General features: G+C 60.6%; 14 protein-coding genes. 6 read left to right on the top strand and 8 right to left on the bottom strand.

Features of this window, described 5'->3' with window-relative positions:
* Positions 1 to 3: 3 nt before the first annotated feature.
* A complete protein-coding gene (trxA, locus tag ABV518_RS05965; protein ID WP_131132027.1) occupies positions 4 to 330 on the top strand; it encodes a thioredoxin in 327 nt (108 codons plus the stop codon).
* A gap of 5678 nt (positions 331 to 6008) precedes the next feature.
* On the opposite strand, the gene ABV518_RS05960 is transcribed toward trxA, so the two are convergent.
* The 8 genes from ABV518_RS05960 to rpmH all read right to left on the bottom strand — a co-directional run bounded on the left by ABV518_RS05960 (position 6009) and on the right by rpmH (position 11709).
* Complete coding sequence (locus tag ABV518_RS05960) at positions 6009 to 7280, bottom strand: ParB/RepB/Spo0J family partition protein (RefSeq protein WP_367765922.1); 1272 nt, start codon at positions 7278 to 7280, stop codon at positions 6009 to 6011.
* Between the two features lie 66 nt (positions 7281 to 7346).
* A complete protein-coding gene (locus ABV518_RS05955; protein ID WP_367765920.1) occupies positions 7347 to 8414 on the bottom strand; it encodes a ParA family protein in 1068 nt (355 codons plus the stop codon).
* 89 nt (positions 8415 to 8503) lie between these two features.
* Complete coding sequence (gene rsmG / locus ABV518_RS05950) at positions 8504 to 9154, bottom strand: 16S rRNA (guanine(527)-N(7))-methyltransferase RsmG (protein WP_131132029.1); 651 nt, start codon at positions 9152 to 9154, stop codon at positions 8504 to 8506.
* Between the two features lie 21 nt (positions 9155 to 9175).
* A complete protein-coding gene (locus ABV518_RS05945) occupies positions 9176 to 9739 on the bottom strand; it encodes a protein jag (RefSeq protein ID WP_367765919.1) in 564 nt (187 codons plus the stop codon).
* Positions 9739 to 10716 (bottom strand): membrane protein insertase YidC, encoded by a 978-nt coding sequence (yidC, locus tag ABV518_RS05940; protein WP_367765918.1) that lies wholly within the window; start codon positions 10714 to 10716, stop codon positions 9739 to 9741. The genes ABV518_RS05945 and yidC overlap by 1 nt, the downstream gene beginning before the upstream one ends.
* A gap of 16 nt (positions 10717 to 10732) precedes the next feature.
* Positions 10733 to 11128, bottom strand: a complete 396-nt coding sequence (yidD, locus tag ABV518_RS05935) for a membrane protein insertion efficiency factor YidD (RefSeq protein ID WP_367765917.1) — start codon at positions 11126 to 11128, stop codon at positions 10733 to 10735.
* Positions 11121 to 11531, bottom strand: a complete 411-nt coding sequence (gene rnpA, locus ABV518_RS05930; protein WP_367765915.1) for a ribonuclease P protein component — start codon at positions 11529 to 11531, stop codon at positions 11121 to 11123. The genes yidD and rnpA overlap by 8 nt, the downstream gene beginning before the upstream one ends.
* A gap of 40 nt (positions 11532 to 11571) precedes the next feature.
* Positions 11572 to 11709 carry a 50S ribosomal protein L34 gene (gene rpmH / locus ABV518_RS05925; protein WP_003800212.1) on the bottom strand — a complete coding sequence of 46 codons (138 nt, stop codon included), beginning with the start codon at positions 11707 to 11709 and terminating at the stop codon, positions 11572 to 11574.
* Between the two features lie 470 nt (positions 11710 to 12179).
* Here rpmH and dnaA point away from each other — a divergent pair, with 470 nt between their 5' ends.
* The 5 genes from dnaA to ABV518_RS05900 all read left to right on the top strand — a co-directional run bounded on the left by dnaA (position 12180) and on the right by ABV518_RS05900 (position 18030).
* Positions 12180 to 13601 (top strand): chromosomal replication initiator protein DnaA, encoded by a 1422-nt coding sequence (gene dnaA, locus ABV518_RS05920; RefSeq protein ID WP_131132034.1) that lies wholly within the window; start codon positions 12180 to 12182, stop codon positions 13599 to 13601.
* A gap of 526 nt (positions 13602 to 14127) precedes the next feature.
* Positions 14128 to 15252 (top strand): DNA polymerase III subunit beta, encoded by a 1125-nt coding sequence (gene dnaN / locus ABV518_RS05915; RefSeq protein WP_367765914.1) that lies wholly within the window; start codon positions 14128 to 14130, stop codon positions 15250 to 15252.
* 98 nt (positions 15253 to 15350) lie between these two features.
* Positions 15351 to 16235: a phosphogluconate dehydrogenase (NAD(+)-dependent, decarboxylating) gene (gnd, locus tag ABV518_RS05910; protein WP_367765913.1), complete on the top strand. Its 885-nt coding sequence runs from the start codon at positions 15351 to 15353 to the stop codon at positions 16233 to 16235.
* A gap of 45 nt (positions 16236 to 16280) precedes the next feature.
* Positions 16281 to 17480 (top strand): DNA replication/repair protein RecF, encoded by a 1200-nt coding sequence (recF, locus tag ABV518_RS05905; RefSeq protein ID WP_367765912.1) that lies wholly within the window; start codon positions 16281 to 16283, stop codon positions 17478 to 17480.
* Positions 17473 to 18030 carry a DUF721 domain-containing protein gene (locus tag ABV518_RS05900; protein ID WP_131132038.1) on the top strand — a complete coding sequence of 186 codons (558 nt, stop codon included), beginning with the start codon at positions 17473 to 17475 and terminating at the stop codon, positions 18028 to 18030. The genes recF and ABV518_RS05900 overlap by 8 nt, the downstream gene beginning before the upstream one ends.
* Positions 18031 to 18033 lie beyond the last annotated feature (3 nt).

The raw sequence follows: 18033 nt of genomic DNA, 5'->3' as shown, positions 1-18033 counted from the left end.
GTTATGAGCAACGCAAAAGACGTAACTGACGCAAGTTTCGGCACGGACGTCCTGTCGGCGGACAAGCCGGTCATCGTGGACTTCTGGGCAGAGTGGTGCGGCCCCTGCCGCAAGCTCGGTCCGATCCTCGACGAGATCTCCGTTGAATACAGCGAGAAGGTCAACGTCGTCAAGGTGAACGTGGACGACAACCCGGCAATCGCTGCCGAGTATGGCATCACGTCAATTCCCGCGGTCTACCTGTTCCAGGACGGCCAGGTCAAGAACACGGTGATCGGCGCCAAGCCCAAGCAGTTCTTCGAAAAGGAATTCGCGGACGTCCTGTCCTAGTAGTTTTTGGAGGACTGGGCTTGTGCTCAGCCGCCTGCCGGATGGCCACCGCTTTCAAGCGGTGGCCATCCGTGTTTTAAGCGATTAATGCAGTATTTGGCTGCATAGGATCGGTTCGCGCCGGCGCAGTGCGGCCGGAAGTGACCGATTTTGGTTCAGTACCAGCTCTCTCTGCTACCGGACGCCATCTGAGTGCTACCAGGCCTATGGAAGCGTGATTACGTGAGGTCCGTTGGTGCAAGAATTGATTCTGCCCCCGCGGTCTTCCCACGGGACGCGGTGTTTCACGTGAAACATAGTTTGCCGTCGTCAGTTCAAAGGCATCTTTAACTGAAGCAAGTGCAGATAGCAGTTGATGGGGAACGTACGCCCACGCGTCAAGAGGCTACCGCGCCTTAAACTGCATTCTTTCACCTACTGTGCCAGCCGTGTTGCACGTCAACCGATTTCTTTCAGCAGAGGCTCCGCACGCCGCCATCAGGGTGCTGCTGGCGAGTCAGCCTGTCTGTAGTGCATATTGTCGGATGCGAAATCTGGTGGACTAAGCGTCTGACTCCGGAAACTGGTTCGAGCTCATGCTGGCTCGATCTACGGAACCAGCGTCTGTTACTGATCGCTAATTGCCTGCGAACCCTCCCAATACCCCATGCGGACTGGCTACAAGCTGCCCGCCGACAATGCTCCGTCACGATCTCTCTCTAGGAAGGACGTCGCTCAATCATCGCCGTGTAGAGCGTACGGCCCAGGAGGAACCGAGACACACTGTCCACTCCCGGCAGGGGACTGGTACGCGCCGTCGAACAATTTACAGCTGACTTCGAGAAACCGGGTGCTTCAGCACTACTCCGTTTCACGTGAAACATGTACTCACCTGCTCGTAGAACGGCCGTAGGGTCGCTTGTCACGGCGCCTTGGCTCATGCTTCACGTGAAACCAAGGATCAGCATGGCCAGAACCGGGAGCTGAACAATCGGCGTGGCCTTTGGCTCTGCGGTTACTAATACATCGCTGATGAAAATCAGCCTGAAGGAGCAGATCTACCTGGAGTTCATGAACGCGAGCGGAATAGGTGGTCCGAATCGATCCTGAGCCTGATCCCGAACGCGAACACGGCAGCCCCGGTCCCTTTTCTCCGTGCAAAATACGGGTCGGAACAACCTGAGTGCCGCCCTCGCACGGGAATACAGCTGAATATACGTCACCCCCTCAACCTGACCCGTACCACACCGCACTGCACTCGAGTACATGTAACCCGCGCGGTCCGGAAACAACAGTGAACTCGGAGTCCTGGGCTCTGGTCGCCTGCACCGAGTCGCACGGTTTTCCCTGACTCCGTCATCCCGGACTCAACTCTGACCCGGTATCGACAGTTTTCAACCTAGCGATTACCTATCATTGCTGAGTGCAGCCCTGCCAATGCCACCTCACGGCATCCATCCAGGGCGGCCGGACGTACCGGGCATTCAGGGCGAAAGCACGGTACGGAAGCCAGGCATGGCGACAACTAACATGACGACCAAATCCATCCGCCTTCAGCTGCAGCCTACACGGGTCGAATGAGGTGGACATGCGACTCCCCAAACCAAGGAGAACTGCCTGGCGAGCTGCACGTTCGTTGCGTGATCTCCTTCCATCGCTCGGGGGACTGTTCGCAATGCTCAGCCTCGGGAACGGCTAGCCGGCGCGCGGTTGGTTCTACCCCCGCGGTTCAGCATGGGGGAGCACGAGATTCTGGCTGGTTTGTTTCACGTGAAACACTGACGACCAGCAGGCGTCCAACCGTAGATCCTAACGTGCAAGGCGGAGATGAGGCCTGGGAGACTAGCATCCGACCTATGAGCTCGCACACACGGCAGGTGGCGTTGGCTAGCGACTATCCGCCTCGTTGGGGCGCGTACCAAGCAATTCCGTTCTCGACGAGTTCAGGAGTGCGCGACTGTCGGAATGCCGAGATGCCGGCGTCCTCTGGGCGTATCTCCAAAGCCCCGCAGAGAGTCGCTGCACGACAATAGGGAAGCGCCGCACAGCCCCGGACATTCGAGCCTCGTCTTCATACCCAGCCACAGACCTATCAGCGTCATCCACTGATGGTCAAGGAGTACCAGGAGCATCGACACGTTTCACGTGAAACATAACAGACTCGCCCAGGGGCGGGTTAGCAACAACCGCAGATGAGCCAGCTACATTGAAAAACACCGACTGCGACGACCAACTGCATATCCATAGTGCCGCCATTCACCAAGGGGAACCACATGCAGCTGTGCGTAGCCGCCACGAACAGGTCGCACCCTGGCAGGTTCGCTCCTCGGTGGGATTGACCACTCGTTCATGACCCAGAACGGGGTGCTGGCCCGACGGATGGCGCCAGCCGCCATGCTAGATGTCATGGGACACTTGCACACGCCGCCCCCAACAACGCGGCGAATCAGCGCAGGTCGTGGCAAACATTCCCAAAGACAGATAAAAAGCCGGACCCTAATTCCACACCAACCGCCTGGTAGGACGCGGCTTTGCTGTCACAGGCCACCACCCTTCTGCATCACTCTTGGGCCCCATGTCGGGCTTCAGTCCATCGCAAACCTTCGGAGCAGCCGACGAGTTCGCCCCCGAGCTGTATGCGCGCCACAGTCCCACAGCCACCGTGGGATAGTGCGGACTACGGCAATTCTCCTTGAAATTACGGAACGACACAGATCCCTCGTCGGGACAACGGCTTAGTTTGTCAACAGCCAGCCCGCTTATCCCCAGAAGTTATCCACACTGATATCCACAGGTTTATGCACACTCTCTTTTTTGAGAAATAGATCACAGGCCAATCAGGTGCGAGGTCCCGGTCGGCCGGATCGTAGTTGCGGATCGTGTCGAGACCGTCCAAGGGTTCCAGCAGCACAGTTTGATGCCGACAAAACAGTTCCTAAGGGCCGAAAATCAGCTGAAAAAGCGGAATCTTCAGCTATGTCGCCTCCACCGTAACTATCGTGATGTGTTTCACGTGAAACACGGCACCGGCAGGCTCACGGACACATCCCATCGCGCTCCGGACTGCGGCGGTGGACTGTTGGATCTAGGACCGATCAGGCGCCCAGGCGCGACCGTTGTCCACAAAGTTATCCACAGCGATATCCACCGGGCAATACACAGGTTGTGGCCAGGCCGAGCTGTCATCGACACAGGCTGGAACGTAGCCTGAACCAGGCTCGCTATCAGATCTACTGCCACCGAACTCGTAGTTAGCAGGTCGAGACGAGTATCGATTCCTCGCCCAAATCCAAAGCAAGGCCGGGTGTACCTGTCCGCCGTAGCCTTTGTCCCCGACCATTCGACACGCTTGGTCATTGAGGTGAACCACGGTCCACTTGGCCATTCCTGACTGCTGAACAGTGCGTGTCAAGGCTTGAGGTGGGACCAGACGACGTGGCGGAACGCTCATAAGGACCTGATGGACAGGACTTCACACGGCCAACAAGCAGGCGTTGCCGGGGGACAGCCGTACCAGCCCGGCTTCGCCCAAACCACTACGTACCTCCTGTCCGATACGATAGGCAGTCTGGATGAGCACCATACCGCCGGTTACGTCGTCCCCATGGAACCCGCATCTGGCTCCCTCATCCCGGCCCAGAGTGGCTCTCTCTTGAGCGAGGTGGCTCTCTCGTGAGCAAGCCTCGTGGCCTGCCAGGCACCGTCCAAAGACCTACGTGTGTCGGCGACGATCAGCCTGGGGGAGAGCCGGGAGAGCCATTACTAATGATGCATGGTCTTGGCGCTCAACAGACCTCACGGAGGTAACGGGGCCCTCGTCCCAGCAGGGTGAGCGCCAGAGTCCAGGCAGGGTGACCACCTCACCCGAATCTGCGTCGATAGCCAAAGTATGAACCCTCGTTCTTCACAACGGCTCGAGTCTTGACCTAGCGTTTTGAACCGGACTTTCTGGAATCAGCCACACTTCACCGGCACTCCGCTTTAGGTGGTGGGTCGTGGCTATCGACTAGATCGGGTCCGCGCATCGCCACACACCAGTCGAACAGGGGCTAACTGTCACTGCAATGCACGTGGCGGTGACCTGAGGTGAAGGTGGTCTGATCGTAGCTGCGTCCAGACCTCAGCGCGGCCCGGATTGGGACTTCGGAACACTGGTCATCCGTTGATGCGCTCCCTGCCGATCTGGCAGACAGAGCTTCGGATCTCCAACAAGGAGCGGAGCCCCTGGGACCTTCCCTAGGCTCCAGAGCGGCCTCTGCGTGGCCGGGGCGGTACTCGGAGCGGGCGGTGATGGACCCCCCACCCCTAGGGAGGCCTAGGACCTCTCAACGGTCTGGCAACCTCTTAGCCGCCTCAAAGCTTCAGCACCAATGAACGCCTAGGACCGAAGCTGACGAAGGCTCGGGACACCCGTGCCATCAATGACGAGCGGGATCCGACAGCAGCCGTGGTTACACAGGCGAAGGGGAGTTCGGGCTTCCGGCAAGGCATGCCCAGTTGGCCTGTCTGCCCTCGTTGCTGAATCGTGCCGGACTTACGCCCCCGACGTACGGGGTTGCCTTGTTTCACGTGAAACACCCGTGCGTCTACGCCGTAAGGAGCCTGTTCTCATTGCGGTCTGGCGCACTTCTTGGCACTCGATTCGCATGTAAATGAACGCTTGGATATCCTTCCAACCAAAACCAACAACTTGTCAGGGCAGCCGGCGCATTTCATCTCGCGAGGTTCTGGTACGAGAGCGGCTGAGACTAAGCCAGTCGCGGAAGGCATGCCCGGTCCGCCACTGCAAAGTCACTTCCTGGCCACGCTTCAGTTCACACCAACCTGGTTGACGGACCCGTGCTGCGCTCCGCCGCCGATCACGGATCTGGCCGTGTTTCACGTGAAACGGCCACTGGGACGATCAGTCGTCAAAGTCTTTCGCCAATAACCTCTCACGCAGACCAGGGGATGAGACGGCAGTGGAGGACCGTACCGCCGCCATCCAAAGTCGGTCTCCTGCCAGGACTTAGTACACAATAACTCGAATGCGGAGTCCACAGCGTGTCCCGCTATTGGGGGCGCTCTGGATTGTTTCACGTGAAACGACATCTTGACTACTGAGTGTTCGACGCGCGCCGGCGGTGACAGCGAATGTGCGGAGGGATTGGCGCCATCGACTGAGTTTCCAGCACTCTACGAAAGTCAGACCGGGAGCAAAGTGGAGTATCCCGAACCGCTCCTGCTGTAGGAATCATACCTGCCGCGATGCTCTACTACGCCGACCGAGGATCGGATCATCGTTTTATGCTGCGGAGTTGGCAGAGCGGTTGGCGCCGTAGGTCCGCTCATTTCGCTCATTTCTCCAGAACAAGTTTCAAAAGCACCGTAGGTACGGCCCGAAAGTGCAGAGCCAAAAAGTACAGAACTCGCACATAGGGCTCGATTCCAAGGCATCCAACGAAGAAATATCAGTGGGCGGCCCACTGCTGTAGTGAAGGGACCCTGCCTTCAACACAGCAGATCAACGAATGGTCTACATCGACAGTTTCTGGTTTCGGCACTGCATCCGAATCGTATGTCATCCACAAGGGACAGCAATGTATGGGTCGGCTGCTGATCCCTCGTTACGATCCACCGCGGGCGGCGTGTGGGGGAGACAAACAGAAAAAGAAGAGGGGCCTGTTTCACGTGAAACAGGCCCCTCTTTGTGAATCTTTTTAGTTATCCTGACCGGGAGCCAAGACTTCCATAATCCTGTTCAGGTCCTCAACGCTGGCAAACTCAATGCTGACCCGTCCTTTGCGAACGCCCAGCGAGATCTTGACGTTTGTATCCAGACGGTCGGAGAGCGACGAAGCCAGGTAATCCAGCCGTTCATGGCGGGCCCCGGGACGCGGGATGTTGTTCTTGGCCGGTTTCGTCGGATCCTGGTACAGCGTGACTGCTTCTTCAGTGGCCCGCACCGACATGCCCTCGGCCACGATCTTCTGAGCAAGGCGTTCCATCGCTGCCGCGTCGGGCAGTGCCAGCAACGCACGCGCATGGCCCGCTGACAAAACACTTGCCGCTACACGTCGCTGTACAAGCGGCGGCAACTTGAGGAGTCGCAACGTATTGGACACTTGGGGCCGCGATCGGCCAATGCGGTCCGCGAGCTGCTCGTGGGTGGTGCCGAAATCTTCGAGGAGCTGCTGGTAGGCCGCCGCCTCTTCCAGCGGATTCAGCTGGCTGCGGTGCAGGTTTTCCAGCAAAGCGTCGCGGAGGAGGTCGTCATCAGTGGTGTCGCGAACGATCGCGGGGATGGTTTCCAGTCCAGCAGCCTGGACCGCCCTCCACCTGCGCTCACCCATGACGAGCTCGTAGGGTTCACCACCGGATTCGGTTGATGTCCGAACCACAATTGGCTGGAGGACGCCTATTTCACGAACAGAGTGGATCAGCTCGGCCATGTCGTCTTCATCGAAGACTGAACGCGGCTGCTTGCGGTTCGGGTGGATGTCCATTACAGGAATTTCGGCGAACCGCGCACCAGGTACTTCTACAAGGTCAACACCGTTGTCGAACGGGGCCGTATCCTCGGCAACTGCCGCCGGTGTTTCCTCGGCCGCAACTTTCTCAGAGGCGGATGACGTCTTCGTGGCGGCAGCCCGTGGCTTTGCCGGCGTCTTCGAAGCTGCAGGCTTGTCCTCGGTCTTAGCTGAGGTTTGCGCCGTTGTCTTCGGCGCGGTCTTGGAAACAGCCGGCGCCTTGGTGTCGGAGGAGGGCTCAGTCGTGGATGCCGCCGCAGCAGGCGCGGCTACCTCGGACGGCTTGTCAGACACGGCCCGGTCAGACTCATCCTCAACCGAGGTGACCTTCTTGCGGCCCTCCGGAAAGAAGAGATCCACGGGACGCGACACTGCAGCCCCGTTGCCCGCAGCATTGCCAGAGGCGGAACTTGGAATGAGTGCGCCAAGACCGCGGCCTAAGCCCCGTCGCTTTTCGCTCATGGATAAATCCCTCCAGTGGTAGAGCTGGGCAAAGTCCGGCTCCGGTTGTTGCAGTTTTCGAAGATTCTAGCGCTCAGCAATTTCAGCTGCGGCTTCCAGGTAAGACAGGGCTCCACTGGAGGAAGGATCGTAAGTCATCACGGTCTGCTGGTAGCTTGGCGCTTCCGAAATCCGGACCGAGCGTGGCACCACTGCACCAAGTACCTGGTCAGGGAAATGCTGGCGAACTTCGGCAGCCACTTGGGCAGCCAGGTTGGTCCGGCCGTCGTACATGGTCAGGAGAATGGTGGAGACTTCCAGGTCAGCATTCAGGTGCTTCTGGATCATTTCGATGTTCTTAAGCAGCTGGCTCAGGCCTTCAAGGGCGTAGTACTCGCACTGAATGGGGATCAGTACCTCACCGGCAGCGCAGAAGGCGTTTACCGTGAGCAATCCGAGGCTGGGCGGGCAGTCAATGAAGATGTAGTCCAGGCGTTCTTCGCCGTTCTTCGCCCGGGCCTTGGAATATACATCAATCGCCCGGCGGAGGCGCTGCTCGCGGGCCACCAGGGAGACAAGCTCAATCTCCGCGCCTGCAAGGTGGATGGTGGCAGGTGCACAGATCAGGTTGTTGATATCCGGGCACGGCGCCACGACATCCGCCAGGGGGAAATCGTTGATCAGGACGTCATAGATGCTGTCCACGTCGGCATGGTGTTCAACGCCGAGCGCGGTCGAGGCATTGCCCTGCGGATCGATGTCGATGACCAGGACGTTCAGCCCTGCCGCAGCCAGGGCCGCCGCAATGTTCACGGTGGTGGTGGTCTTGCCAACCCCACCCTTTTGGTTCGACACGGTGAAGATCCGGGTCTTCTCGGGCTTGGGCAGTTCGCGGCCCAGGAGGCGCTCCCTGCGCTTCGTCTCATGCGCAAGTTCGCGCGCAATCGGACTGGAATCGTCCATGGAGTCGAAAACGTTTGTTCTACCCGAAACGGCTGTTTCACGTGAAACAGCCGACATGGTCACCAGATCTGCAACCGGATTCGGATGTATTCCGCCCCGGCCCGGTGCAAGTCCCGGCCCAGCAACTGATCGTGCTGACCCCAAAGACACAAACGGGGGGATCCGTTGTGTGGAGGCTTCGCTACTGGTCACTGGGACACACTCACTCTCGTTCAGCTTTTTGCTGCCGTTGTCTAGCCTAACCGCTTCGCCCTGTAGACCAAGGTTACCGGGGCCCGGCGCTAGGCAATCTTTTGGGACTTATTTACAACGATGCGGACCACGGTGGTGGGCTCTTCCAGGAGATGCTCACCCACGGTGACGACGGACGTCTGCACGCCGCCGAGTTTCCTGATGACCTTGGCAGCTTTTTCAATTTCCTCGCCTGCGCTGCGGCCCTTAATCGCCACAACTTCGCCCTTGCCGCCGAGCAAGGGGATGGTGAGTCCTGCCAGGTTACTCAGCGCTGACACAGCGCGGGCCGTGACCACGTCGGCGTTCACATGCCCCACGGCGAGCTCCGCACGGGACCGCATGACGGTCACGTTGCTGAGACCCAGGTCATCCACTACCTCCTGGAGCCAGATCACCCTGCGTTCGAGAGGCTCAATCAAGGTAAGTTCCAAGTCGGGGCGCGCGATGGCAAGGCACAGCCCGGGAAGGCCCGCGCCGCTTCCGACGTCGGCAACGTGGCTTCCGTGGGCAATTTCGCTTTCAATGACCGCACAGTTCAGTACATGCCTGCTCCACAACCGGGGAATCTCACGCGGGCCGATGAGGCCGCGTTCGGTCCCGGAGGTGGCCAGGTGCTCAACATAGCGCTTGGCGAGGTCGAGGCGGTCACCGAAGATCTTCTCCGCCGCCAGCAGTTCAGCTGCCGTGATGTCAACCATGATTAGCCGTTCAGCAATTCTCTAGTCTGCGGATACAACGATGTGGCGGCCGGCGCCTTCACCTTCGGACTCACTGACCAGACCAAGGTCAGCAACGGCGTCGTGGACGATTTTGCGTTCGTAGGCGCTCATCGGTTCCAGGGCCACTGCCTTGCCGGTCTCCTTGACCGAAGCAGCTGCATCCTCGGCAATTTTCTGGAGGTGTCCAGCACGCTCTTGGCGGTAGCCGTTGATGTCCAGCACCAGCCGTGACCGGTTCTCCGTTGCGGAGAGGACGGAAAGCCGGGTCAGTTCCTGGAGTGCCTCCAACACCTCGCCGTCTTCGCCGACGAGGCTGTCCAGGCTGTCCGATTCTTCTTCGGCCACGATGGAGATGTAAGTGCGTCCGTTGCGGACTTCGATGTCAATGTCACCATCGATGTCGGCGATGTCCAGGAGTTCTTCCAGGTAGTCGGCGGCAACATCGCCTTCTTCCTCGAGGCGGCTGGCAGCCGAGCCCTTCGTGGAACTGGCATCACTCACGGACTCGTCGCGATCTTCGGTGACCTCGTCGGAAAGGGCGTGTTCGGTGCTCTCGGCTGACATTACTTCTTCTTCCTGTTCTTACGCTGGGGCTGGTTGCGCTGGCCCTTGGCCTCGATGATTGCTGCCGCGGCGGCGGCCTCTGCTTCGGCGTCGGCCTTCTTGCCTCCCAGAATGGGGAGGACGGGCAGGCCCTTGGCGGCACGGCGTTCGGCCAGCGCCTTGGCGGCGGGGGATCCCGGCGTCGGCATGCGGCGGATGACGAAGAACTGCTGTCCCATGGTCCAGAGGTTGGTGGTGGTCCAGTAGATCAGCACACCGATGGGGAAGTTAATGCCACCCACACCGAACACCAGCGGCAGGATGTAGAGCATCATTTTCTGCTGGCGCATGAACGGGCTGGCCATGGCCTCTTCGGACATGTTCTTGGCCATGATCTGCTTCTGGGTGATGAACTGCGAGGCCGTCATGGCCAGGATCATCACGATGGACAGGATCCACACCGCTACCTCATTACCGCCGGCGCCGCCGTGCAGCAGCGAGGCCGACAGCGGAGCACCGAAGATGCTTGAGGAGTCGAACTGAACCACCTGCTCATGGCTCATGGCGCCGATGCCCTTGCCCTGGTCCTTTGCGGCGGTGATACCGGAAAGCACCTGGAACAGGGCAAAGAAGAACGGCATCTGGATCAGCATGGGGAGGCAGGCCGAGAACGGGTTGGTCCCGTGCTTCTTGTACATGGCCATCTGTTCCTGCGCCATGGCCTGGCGGGAGAGCTGGTCGGTCTTGCCCTTGTACTTGTCCTGGAGCTTCTTCAGGTCCGGCTGCAGCAGCTGCATGCCGCGCTGGGCCTTGATCTGCTTGACGAACACGGGAATCAGGGCGGCACGGATGACCAGCACCAGCCCGATGATGGACAGCGTCCACGTCCAACCGTTGGCGGCAGGCAGGCCAATGGCGCTCAGGCCGTCATGGAAGCCCACCATAATGACGGAAACCAGCCACTTGAACGGAAACATGATTGTTTCAAAGAAGTCCATACGATATCCCTACTCGTCAGGCCGCAAGGCGGCCTTCTCCATCAGTCTGAGCAGCCAGGTACTTGTCCGGGTTGTTCAGCACAACAATTGTGGGGGTCCGGTTTTCAGGCCATTCCCGGTGGCCGGCGGGGACATGGTCCACACCGCCGGCATTCCATGGGTGGCAGCGCGCGAGGCGGCGGACGGCAAGCCAGCTCCCCTTGACGGCACCATGGACGGTGATCGCTTCAAGGGCGTACGCCGAGCATGAAGGGAAAAAGCGGCATACCTGGCCGTACAAGGGGGAAATCACCTTGCGGTAGGCCATAAGCAGCAGAATGAGGATGTTGCGGGGCAGGTTCCAGACGGCCTTGCCCAGGGTGATGGCAACAGGCTGTAGGAAATGGACGACGGCGGCAGTCACGTTATGCACGCTGTGTCCCTTCCTGTGTTGTGCCGGTTGAACCGATAACAGCAGCCCGCGGAAGGCGGCTGCCCAACCGGCTCATGGTCGATTCCAGCGCGGCGTTATAGTCTGCCAACAACTGGTCCCAGCTCGCGGCCGCAGACGCAGGCAGAGCCCGGACCACTATGGCGAACCCGGTACCGTACTCGCGCAGCGAGGCAGCACCGGCTTCCCTCAGTCTCCTCTTAACGAGGTTCCTGACCACAGCGTTCCCGACACCTTTGGAAACGATGAACCCGATCCGGCTGGGTTCGTCGGCAGCAATAGCTGCCGCATATAACACTACGTTCCGGCGTCCATTGCGGACACCGGAACGTACGGTTGTTGAAAAATCGGATGCAGTCCTCAAACGGTTACGGGTGGCCAGCACCTTAAACTCGCAAAGAAATGTAAACCGACGAGTCAGTTATTTAGGCCGACAGTTCGGTGCGGCCCTTGCCACGACGGGCTGCCAGGATGGCACGGCCGGCACGGGTACGCATACGAAGGCGAAAGCCGTGCTTCTTGGCTCGACGGCGGTTATTCGGCTGAAAAGTCCGCTTGCTCACGTTAGTTACTCCAGTGGATCAAAGGTGCGCCCACCCGATCAAAAAGGGGAAGAACTGGCCGACGCTAAGTTTTGTATGTGCACTCGCTTCCCCCGGCTGCTCGAACGCGGTGCGTTTGAGAGATTCAGATGGGGCCAAAAAGCGGACACAAAGGACTTCACAACGTTAGGGCAAATTAAGCCCCCGAGTCAAACCGGGACGGCACGCGGTCCTTGTCCCCAGCTGTGGTTAACCGCCCCCGCCAGCCTGTGGATGAAGTGCCTCACAGGCCCGGTTTCAGAACCACAACGGTGTAATTATCCACAAGCTACTTCCCAGCTATCTTCTAGCGTTTTGATCCCCTAGAGTGGCTCAGTAGCCGATTATCCACGGACTGTGCATAACCCTGTGGATGAAGCTGGACCAGCATCCTGGTTCCGGACTTGGGGCTGCAGGTAATGCAGGCAAAGCAAGTTTTGAGGAACTGATTGATGACAGTAGACGAAGCCAACCACGCCAATACTGTCGGAAGTTCCTGGCGGCGCGTTGTCAGCCTGCTGGAACAGGACGACCGCGTAACACCCAGGCAGCGGGGCTTTGTCATCCTGGCCCAGGCCCAGGGCCTGATCGGTTCCACCCTCCTGGTGGCCGTCCCCAACGAACTCACCCGCGAAGTCCTGCAGACGCAGGTCAAGGACGCGCTGGACGACGCCCTGCACAACGTTTTCTCCGAGGACATCCGCTGTGCCATCGATGTTGACACCGATCTGGTGCCCATCCATGAAGAGCCGGAGCTCGTCGTCGAACCTTCTTTCACCTCGGACCAGCTGATCGAGCAGAAGCCGCAGCCCATGCTGCCGAGCACCTCCCACGAATTCGGCCGGCTGAACCCCAAATACGTCTTCGACACCTTCGTTATCGGGTCCTCCAACCGGTTTGCCCACGCGGCCGCGGTGGCAGTGGCCGAAGCGCCTGCCAAGGCCTACAACCCGCTCTTCATCTACGGCGACTCGGGTCTGGGAAAAACCCACCTCCTTCACGCCATCGGCCACTACGCCCGCCGCCTCTACAGTGGCATCCGCGTCCGGTACGTGAACTCCGAGGAATTCACCAACGACTTCATCAACTCCATCCGCGACGACGAAGGCGCCAGCTTCAAGACCACGTACCGCAATGTTGATGTGCTGCTGATCGATGACATCCAGTTCCTGGCCGGCAAGGACCGGACGCTGGAGGAGTTCTTCCACACGTTCAATTCCCTGCACAACAACAACAAGCAGGTTGTCATCACCTCGGACCAGCCGCCCAAGCTCCTGGCCGGCTTCGAGGACCGGATGAAATCACGCTTTGAGTGGGGCCTGCTCACCGACATCCAGCCGCCGGAACTGGAGACCCGCATCGCCATTCTCCGGAAGAAGGCCCTCAGCGAAGGCCTCTCCGCACCGGACGATGCCCTGGAATACATTGCGTCCAAGATCTCCAGCAACATCCGCGAGCTTGAAGGCGCCCTCATCCGGGTCACGGCATTCGCCAGCCTGAACCGCCAGCCCGTGGACGTGGCCCTGGCCGAGATGGTCCTCAAGGACCTCATCACCGACGACGGCGCCCAGGAGATCACCTCCAGCCAGATCCTCACGCAGACGGCTGAGTACTTCAAGCTCAGTATGGAAGAACTCTGCAGCAAGTCACGCACAAGGACACTGGTGACCGCCCGCCAGATCGCCATGTACCTCTGCCGTGAACTGACGGACATGTCGCTTCCCAAGATTGGCCAGGAGCTCGGTGGCCGCGACCACACCACGGTGATCCACGCGGACCGCAAGATCCGCGAGCTGATGGCCGAGCGCCGTGTGATCTACAACCAGGTCACCGAGCTCACAAACCGGATCAAGCAGCAGCAGCGCGACTCCTGACCCGCCGCCTCTATACCTTATTAACAGGTGCATGTGGATAACCCTGTGGACAGTTAAGGGGACAAGTGCGGTTAATGGGCTTAAAACCCTTAAGCCACCTGTGGATCAGCGAAACCGCCAAAATTCTTATCCCCATCCACACCCTGTTTAAAACCTGCGTCGCCCACAGTCCATGAACAGGGCTTAACCGCCGGATCCTGCGGCGAAACAGGGTTATCCACAGTTTCCACAGCAGTTATTAACACTACTAATCCCAAAAAATTGAATTCCCTCAAACAACAATCTCGATCCACACGACGAACCTGCCAGGGGCCGGCGGCCCCGGAGGGCCAGGATCCTCGCCGGGGATGGGTTAATCCCGGATCTTCCGGCTAAGCTGTCAGCAGCGCTCCCATCCCTGGGTTTCTTTGTGGTTCAGCAAGCACGGACCATGCAGGTTCAGGAGTTTGGGGCACCCACTTTTGGAACTCCACGATGGAGTTTCCGGTTCAGACATGGCAGCAGCAATGAAAGGCGGCACCCTTCCGTGAAGTTCAGAGTCGATCGGGACGTCCTGGCAGAAGCCGTCACCTGGACAGCCCGGTCGTTGTCTCCGCGGCCGCCCGTACCGGTCCTTTCCGGCCTGCTCCTCAAGGCTGAAGCCGGCACCGTAAGCCTCTCGAGCTTTGACTACGAGACCTCGGCAAGGCTTGAAATCCCGGCTGATATCGCGGTGGAAGGAACCATCCTGGTATCGGGCCGTCTCCTCGCCGACATCTGCCGCAGCCTTCCTTCCGCTCCCGTGGAAGTGGAAACTGACGGCAACAAAGTCACGCTCACCTGCCGCCGCAGCAGTTTCCACCTGGCCACCATGCCGGAAGCCGAGTACCCGCCCCTGCCGGCATTGCCCACCATCAGCGGCACCGTCCCAGGTGACGCCTTCGCGCAGGCCGTTTCCCAGGTGATCATCGCCGCCAGCAAGGACGACACGCTGCCCATCCTGACCGGCGTCAGGATGGAAATCGAAGACGACCTCATCACCCTCCTGGCCACTGACAGGTACCGGCTGGCCATGCGTGAAGTGCCCTGGAAGCCGGTCACTCCCGGCATTTCCACCAGCGCCCTGGTCAAGGCCAAGACCCTCAATGAGGTCGCCAAAACCCTGGGCAACAGCGGCGACATCAACCTGGCCCTGGCGGATGACGACAGCCGATTGATCGGTTTCGAAAGCGGCGGCCGCACCACCACCTCGCTGCTGGTGGACGGTGACTACCCCAAGATCCGTTCGCTTTTCCCCGACAGCACCCCCATCCACGCCACCGTGCAGACGCAGGAGCTGGTTGATGCCGTGCGCCGTGTGTCGCTGGTTGCCGAGCGCAACACGCCGGTCCGACTCGCGTTCACCGACGGACAGCTGCACCTCGACGCCGGCACCGGCGAGGATGCCCAGGCCTCCGAAGAGCTTGAAGCGCAGCTGTCCGGTGAAGACATCACAGTTGCGTTCAACCCGCACTATCTCGTGGAAGGGCTGAGCGTCATTGAAACCAAGTACGTCCGGTTCTCCTTCACCACCGCGCCCAAGCCAGCGATGATCACCGCCCAGGCTGATATCGATGGCGAAGACCAGGACGACTACCGCTACCTGGTCATGCCCGTCCGCCTCCCCAACTAGTCCCTACCGCCACCCTCGCCTCGCAAGCTCGGCCAGGGAAACCTGGCGGCGTGGGCCCAGAACGACAACCGACACCCAGCGCAGAAAAGAGTTCCACCGTGCATATCGGACTGATCGGCCTTGGCAAAATGGGTTTCAACATGCGCGAACGCCTGCGCAAGGGTGGAATCGAAGTCACGGGCTTCGACCGCAACCCGGACATCACCGATGTCTCCTCGATGGACGAACTGATCGCCGCTGTTCCGGCGCCACGGCTCATCTGGGTCATGGTCCCGTCAGGCCTCATCACGGATGCAGTCATAACGGAGCTCGGGAACAAGCTCGACGCCGGCGACCTCGTGATCGACGGCGGCAACTCACGATTCACCGAGGACCAGAAACATGGTGCCGCGCTGGCCGAAAAGGGCATCCGGTTCGCCGACTGCGGTGTATCCGGCGGTGTGTGGGGCCTCCAGAACGGCTACGGCCTGATGGCCGGCGGCGATGCGGACGACATTGAACGTGCCCTCCCCGTCTTCGATGCCCTTCGCCCGGAAGGTGAACGGGCCGACAGCTTTGTGCACGTGGGCGGAGTCGGTGCCGGACACTACGCCAAGATGGTCCACAACGGCATCGAGTACGGTCTGATGCAGGCCTACGCCGAGGGCTACGAACTACTCGCTGCCAAGGACATCGTTACCGATCTCCCCGGCACCTTCCGTGCCTGGCAAAAGGGAACGGTTGTCCGGTCCTGGCTTCTGGACCTGATGGTGAAGGCACTGGACGAAGATCCCGGCCTGGCCACCATCGACGACTACGTCGAGGATTCCGGCGAAGGCCGCTGGACCGTGGAAGAAGCGATCGCCAACGCAGTGCCGGCTCCCGCCATCACGGCGGCACTTTTTGCCCGCTTCTCCTCGCGTGAAGACAATTCCCCAGCCATGAAGATGGTTTCCGCGTTGCGTCACCAGTTCGGCGGGCATGCCACCCGCTCTGCCAAGTAACACCAATCCCCGGGACCTGCGGGTCCCGAGAAACCTGAAGACCGCGTGTACCTAGAACACCTCTCGCTGACTGACTTCCGCAGTTACGCCCAGGTTGACCTTGCCCTGGAACCCGGCGTCACGGTGCTGGTCGGATCCAACGGAATCGGCAAGACCAACCTGATGGAAGCCATCGGCTACCTCGCGACGCTCAGCTCGCACCGCGTCAGTGGGGACGGCCCGCTGCTGCGGTTCGGCACCGACCGGGCGCTGGTCCGGGCCCGGCTGGTCCGCGGCGGGCAGACCACCGTCCTCGAACTGGAAATCAATGCCAGCCGGGCAAACCGCGGCCGCATCAACCGCAGCAATCCCGTGCGTGCCCGCGATCTCCTCGGGATCTGCCAGACCGTACTGTTCGCGCCCGAAGACCTGGCCCTGGTCAAGGGAGATCCGTCCAACCGGCGGCGGTTCCTGGATGAACTGCTCGTCAGCCTGATCCCGCGGCACGCGGCAACGCGCAGCGACTACGACCGGGTCCTGAAGCAGCGCAATGCCCTGCTGAAATCTGCCCGGACCGGAAAATTCACGGCCGGACATGAGGCCACCCTGGATGTGTGGGACCAGCACATGGCCCGCGCCGGGGCCGAACTGCTGCACGCACGGCTGGAACTGGTGGAACGGCTGCGCCCGCACCTGGCCGGCGCGTACGCCCAGCTCACCGACGGGTCAAAGGCTGCCGATGCGGCCTACCGCTCAAGCCTCCAGAACATGCTGGACGACGACGGCGGTGCGGCACCGGGTGCAGCTCTTCCGTCCTCCGACGGCGAACCGGGCCAGGAAGACCTCCGGACGCTGAGCGTCCAGGAGCTCACGGACGCGTATGTCAGGGCTTTCGCCGCCTCCCGCCGGAAGGAACTCGAACGGGGCATTTCGCTGGTGGGCCCACACCGGGACGAACTGGAACTCGTTCTGGGTGAAGCGCCAGCCAAGGGGTATGCCTCGCACGGCGAAACGTGGTCCATGTGCCTGTCCCTGCGGCTGGCCTCCTACTACGTGATGCTCGACGACGCCCGGACCGGCGGATCCGCTCCCATCCTGATCCTGGATGACGTTTTTGCCGAACTCGATGTCCAGCGCCGGCGTAAACTGGCGGCAATAGTCTCCGGCGCGGAACAGGTCCTGGTGACCGCCGCCGTCGACGCCGATATTCCGGAGGAACTCTCCGGCCGGCGGGTGAAGGTCATCCCGGGAGGAATCGATGAATAAGGATGAAAACGGCGGGCTCCAGCCCGGCCGGGATCCTGACAGCATCGACGCGCCCCAGGCCGCGCTGAACCGGATGCGCGAAGCCGCGGCCGCCCGCGGCGAAATCCGCCGCAAGGCACCGCCCGCCGCCGGCGCCGGCAAGAAAAAACGGGGAATCAGCGACACCCGGGGCTTCAGCCAGTTCCACTCCACCGGCCGGGACCCGCTGGGACTTGGCAAAGTCGTGGGACGCCTGGTGGCCGAACGCGGCTGGACGTCCCCGGTCGCCGTCGGATCCGTGATGGCCGAATGGGCCACCCTGGTGGGCCCCGAGATCTCCGCGCACTGCACCCCGGAAAGCTTCACCGACACCACGCTCCATGTCCGCACGGATTCAACCGCCTGGGCCACCCAGCTTCGGCTGCTGAGCATCAGCCTGCTGGAAAAATTCCGCACCGAACTCGGCGACGGCGTGGTCACCAGCATCCAGGTGCTGGGGCCCTCGGCCCCCAGCTGGCGCAAGGGCGGGCGGACCGTAAACGGCCGGGGCCCGCGCGACACGTACGGGTAACCG

It is taken from the genome of Arthrobacter sp. HS15c (assembly GCF_040812005.1).
Taxonomy (GTDB): domain Bacteria; phylum Actinomycetota; class Actinomycetes; order Actinomycetales; family Micrococcaceae; genus Arthrobacter.
Note: the sequence above shows the minus strand (reverse complement) of the source record. Positions and strands in the feature narration are given on the sequence as shown.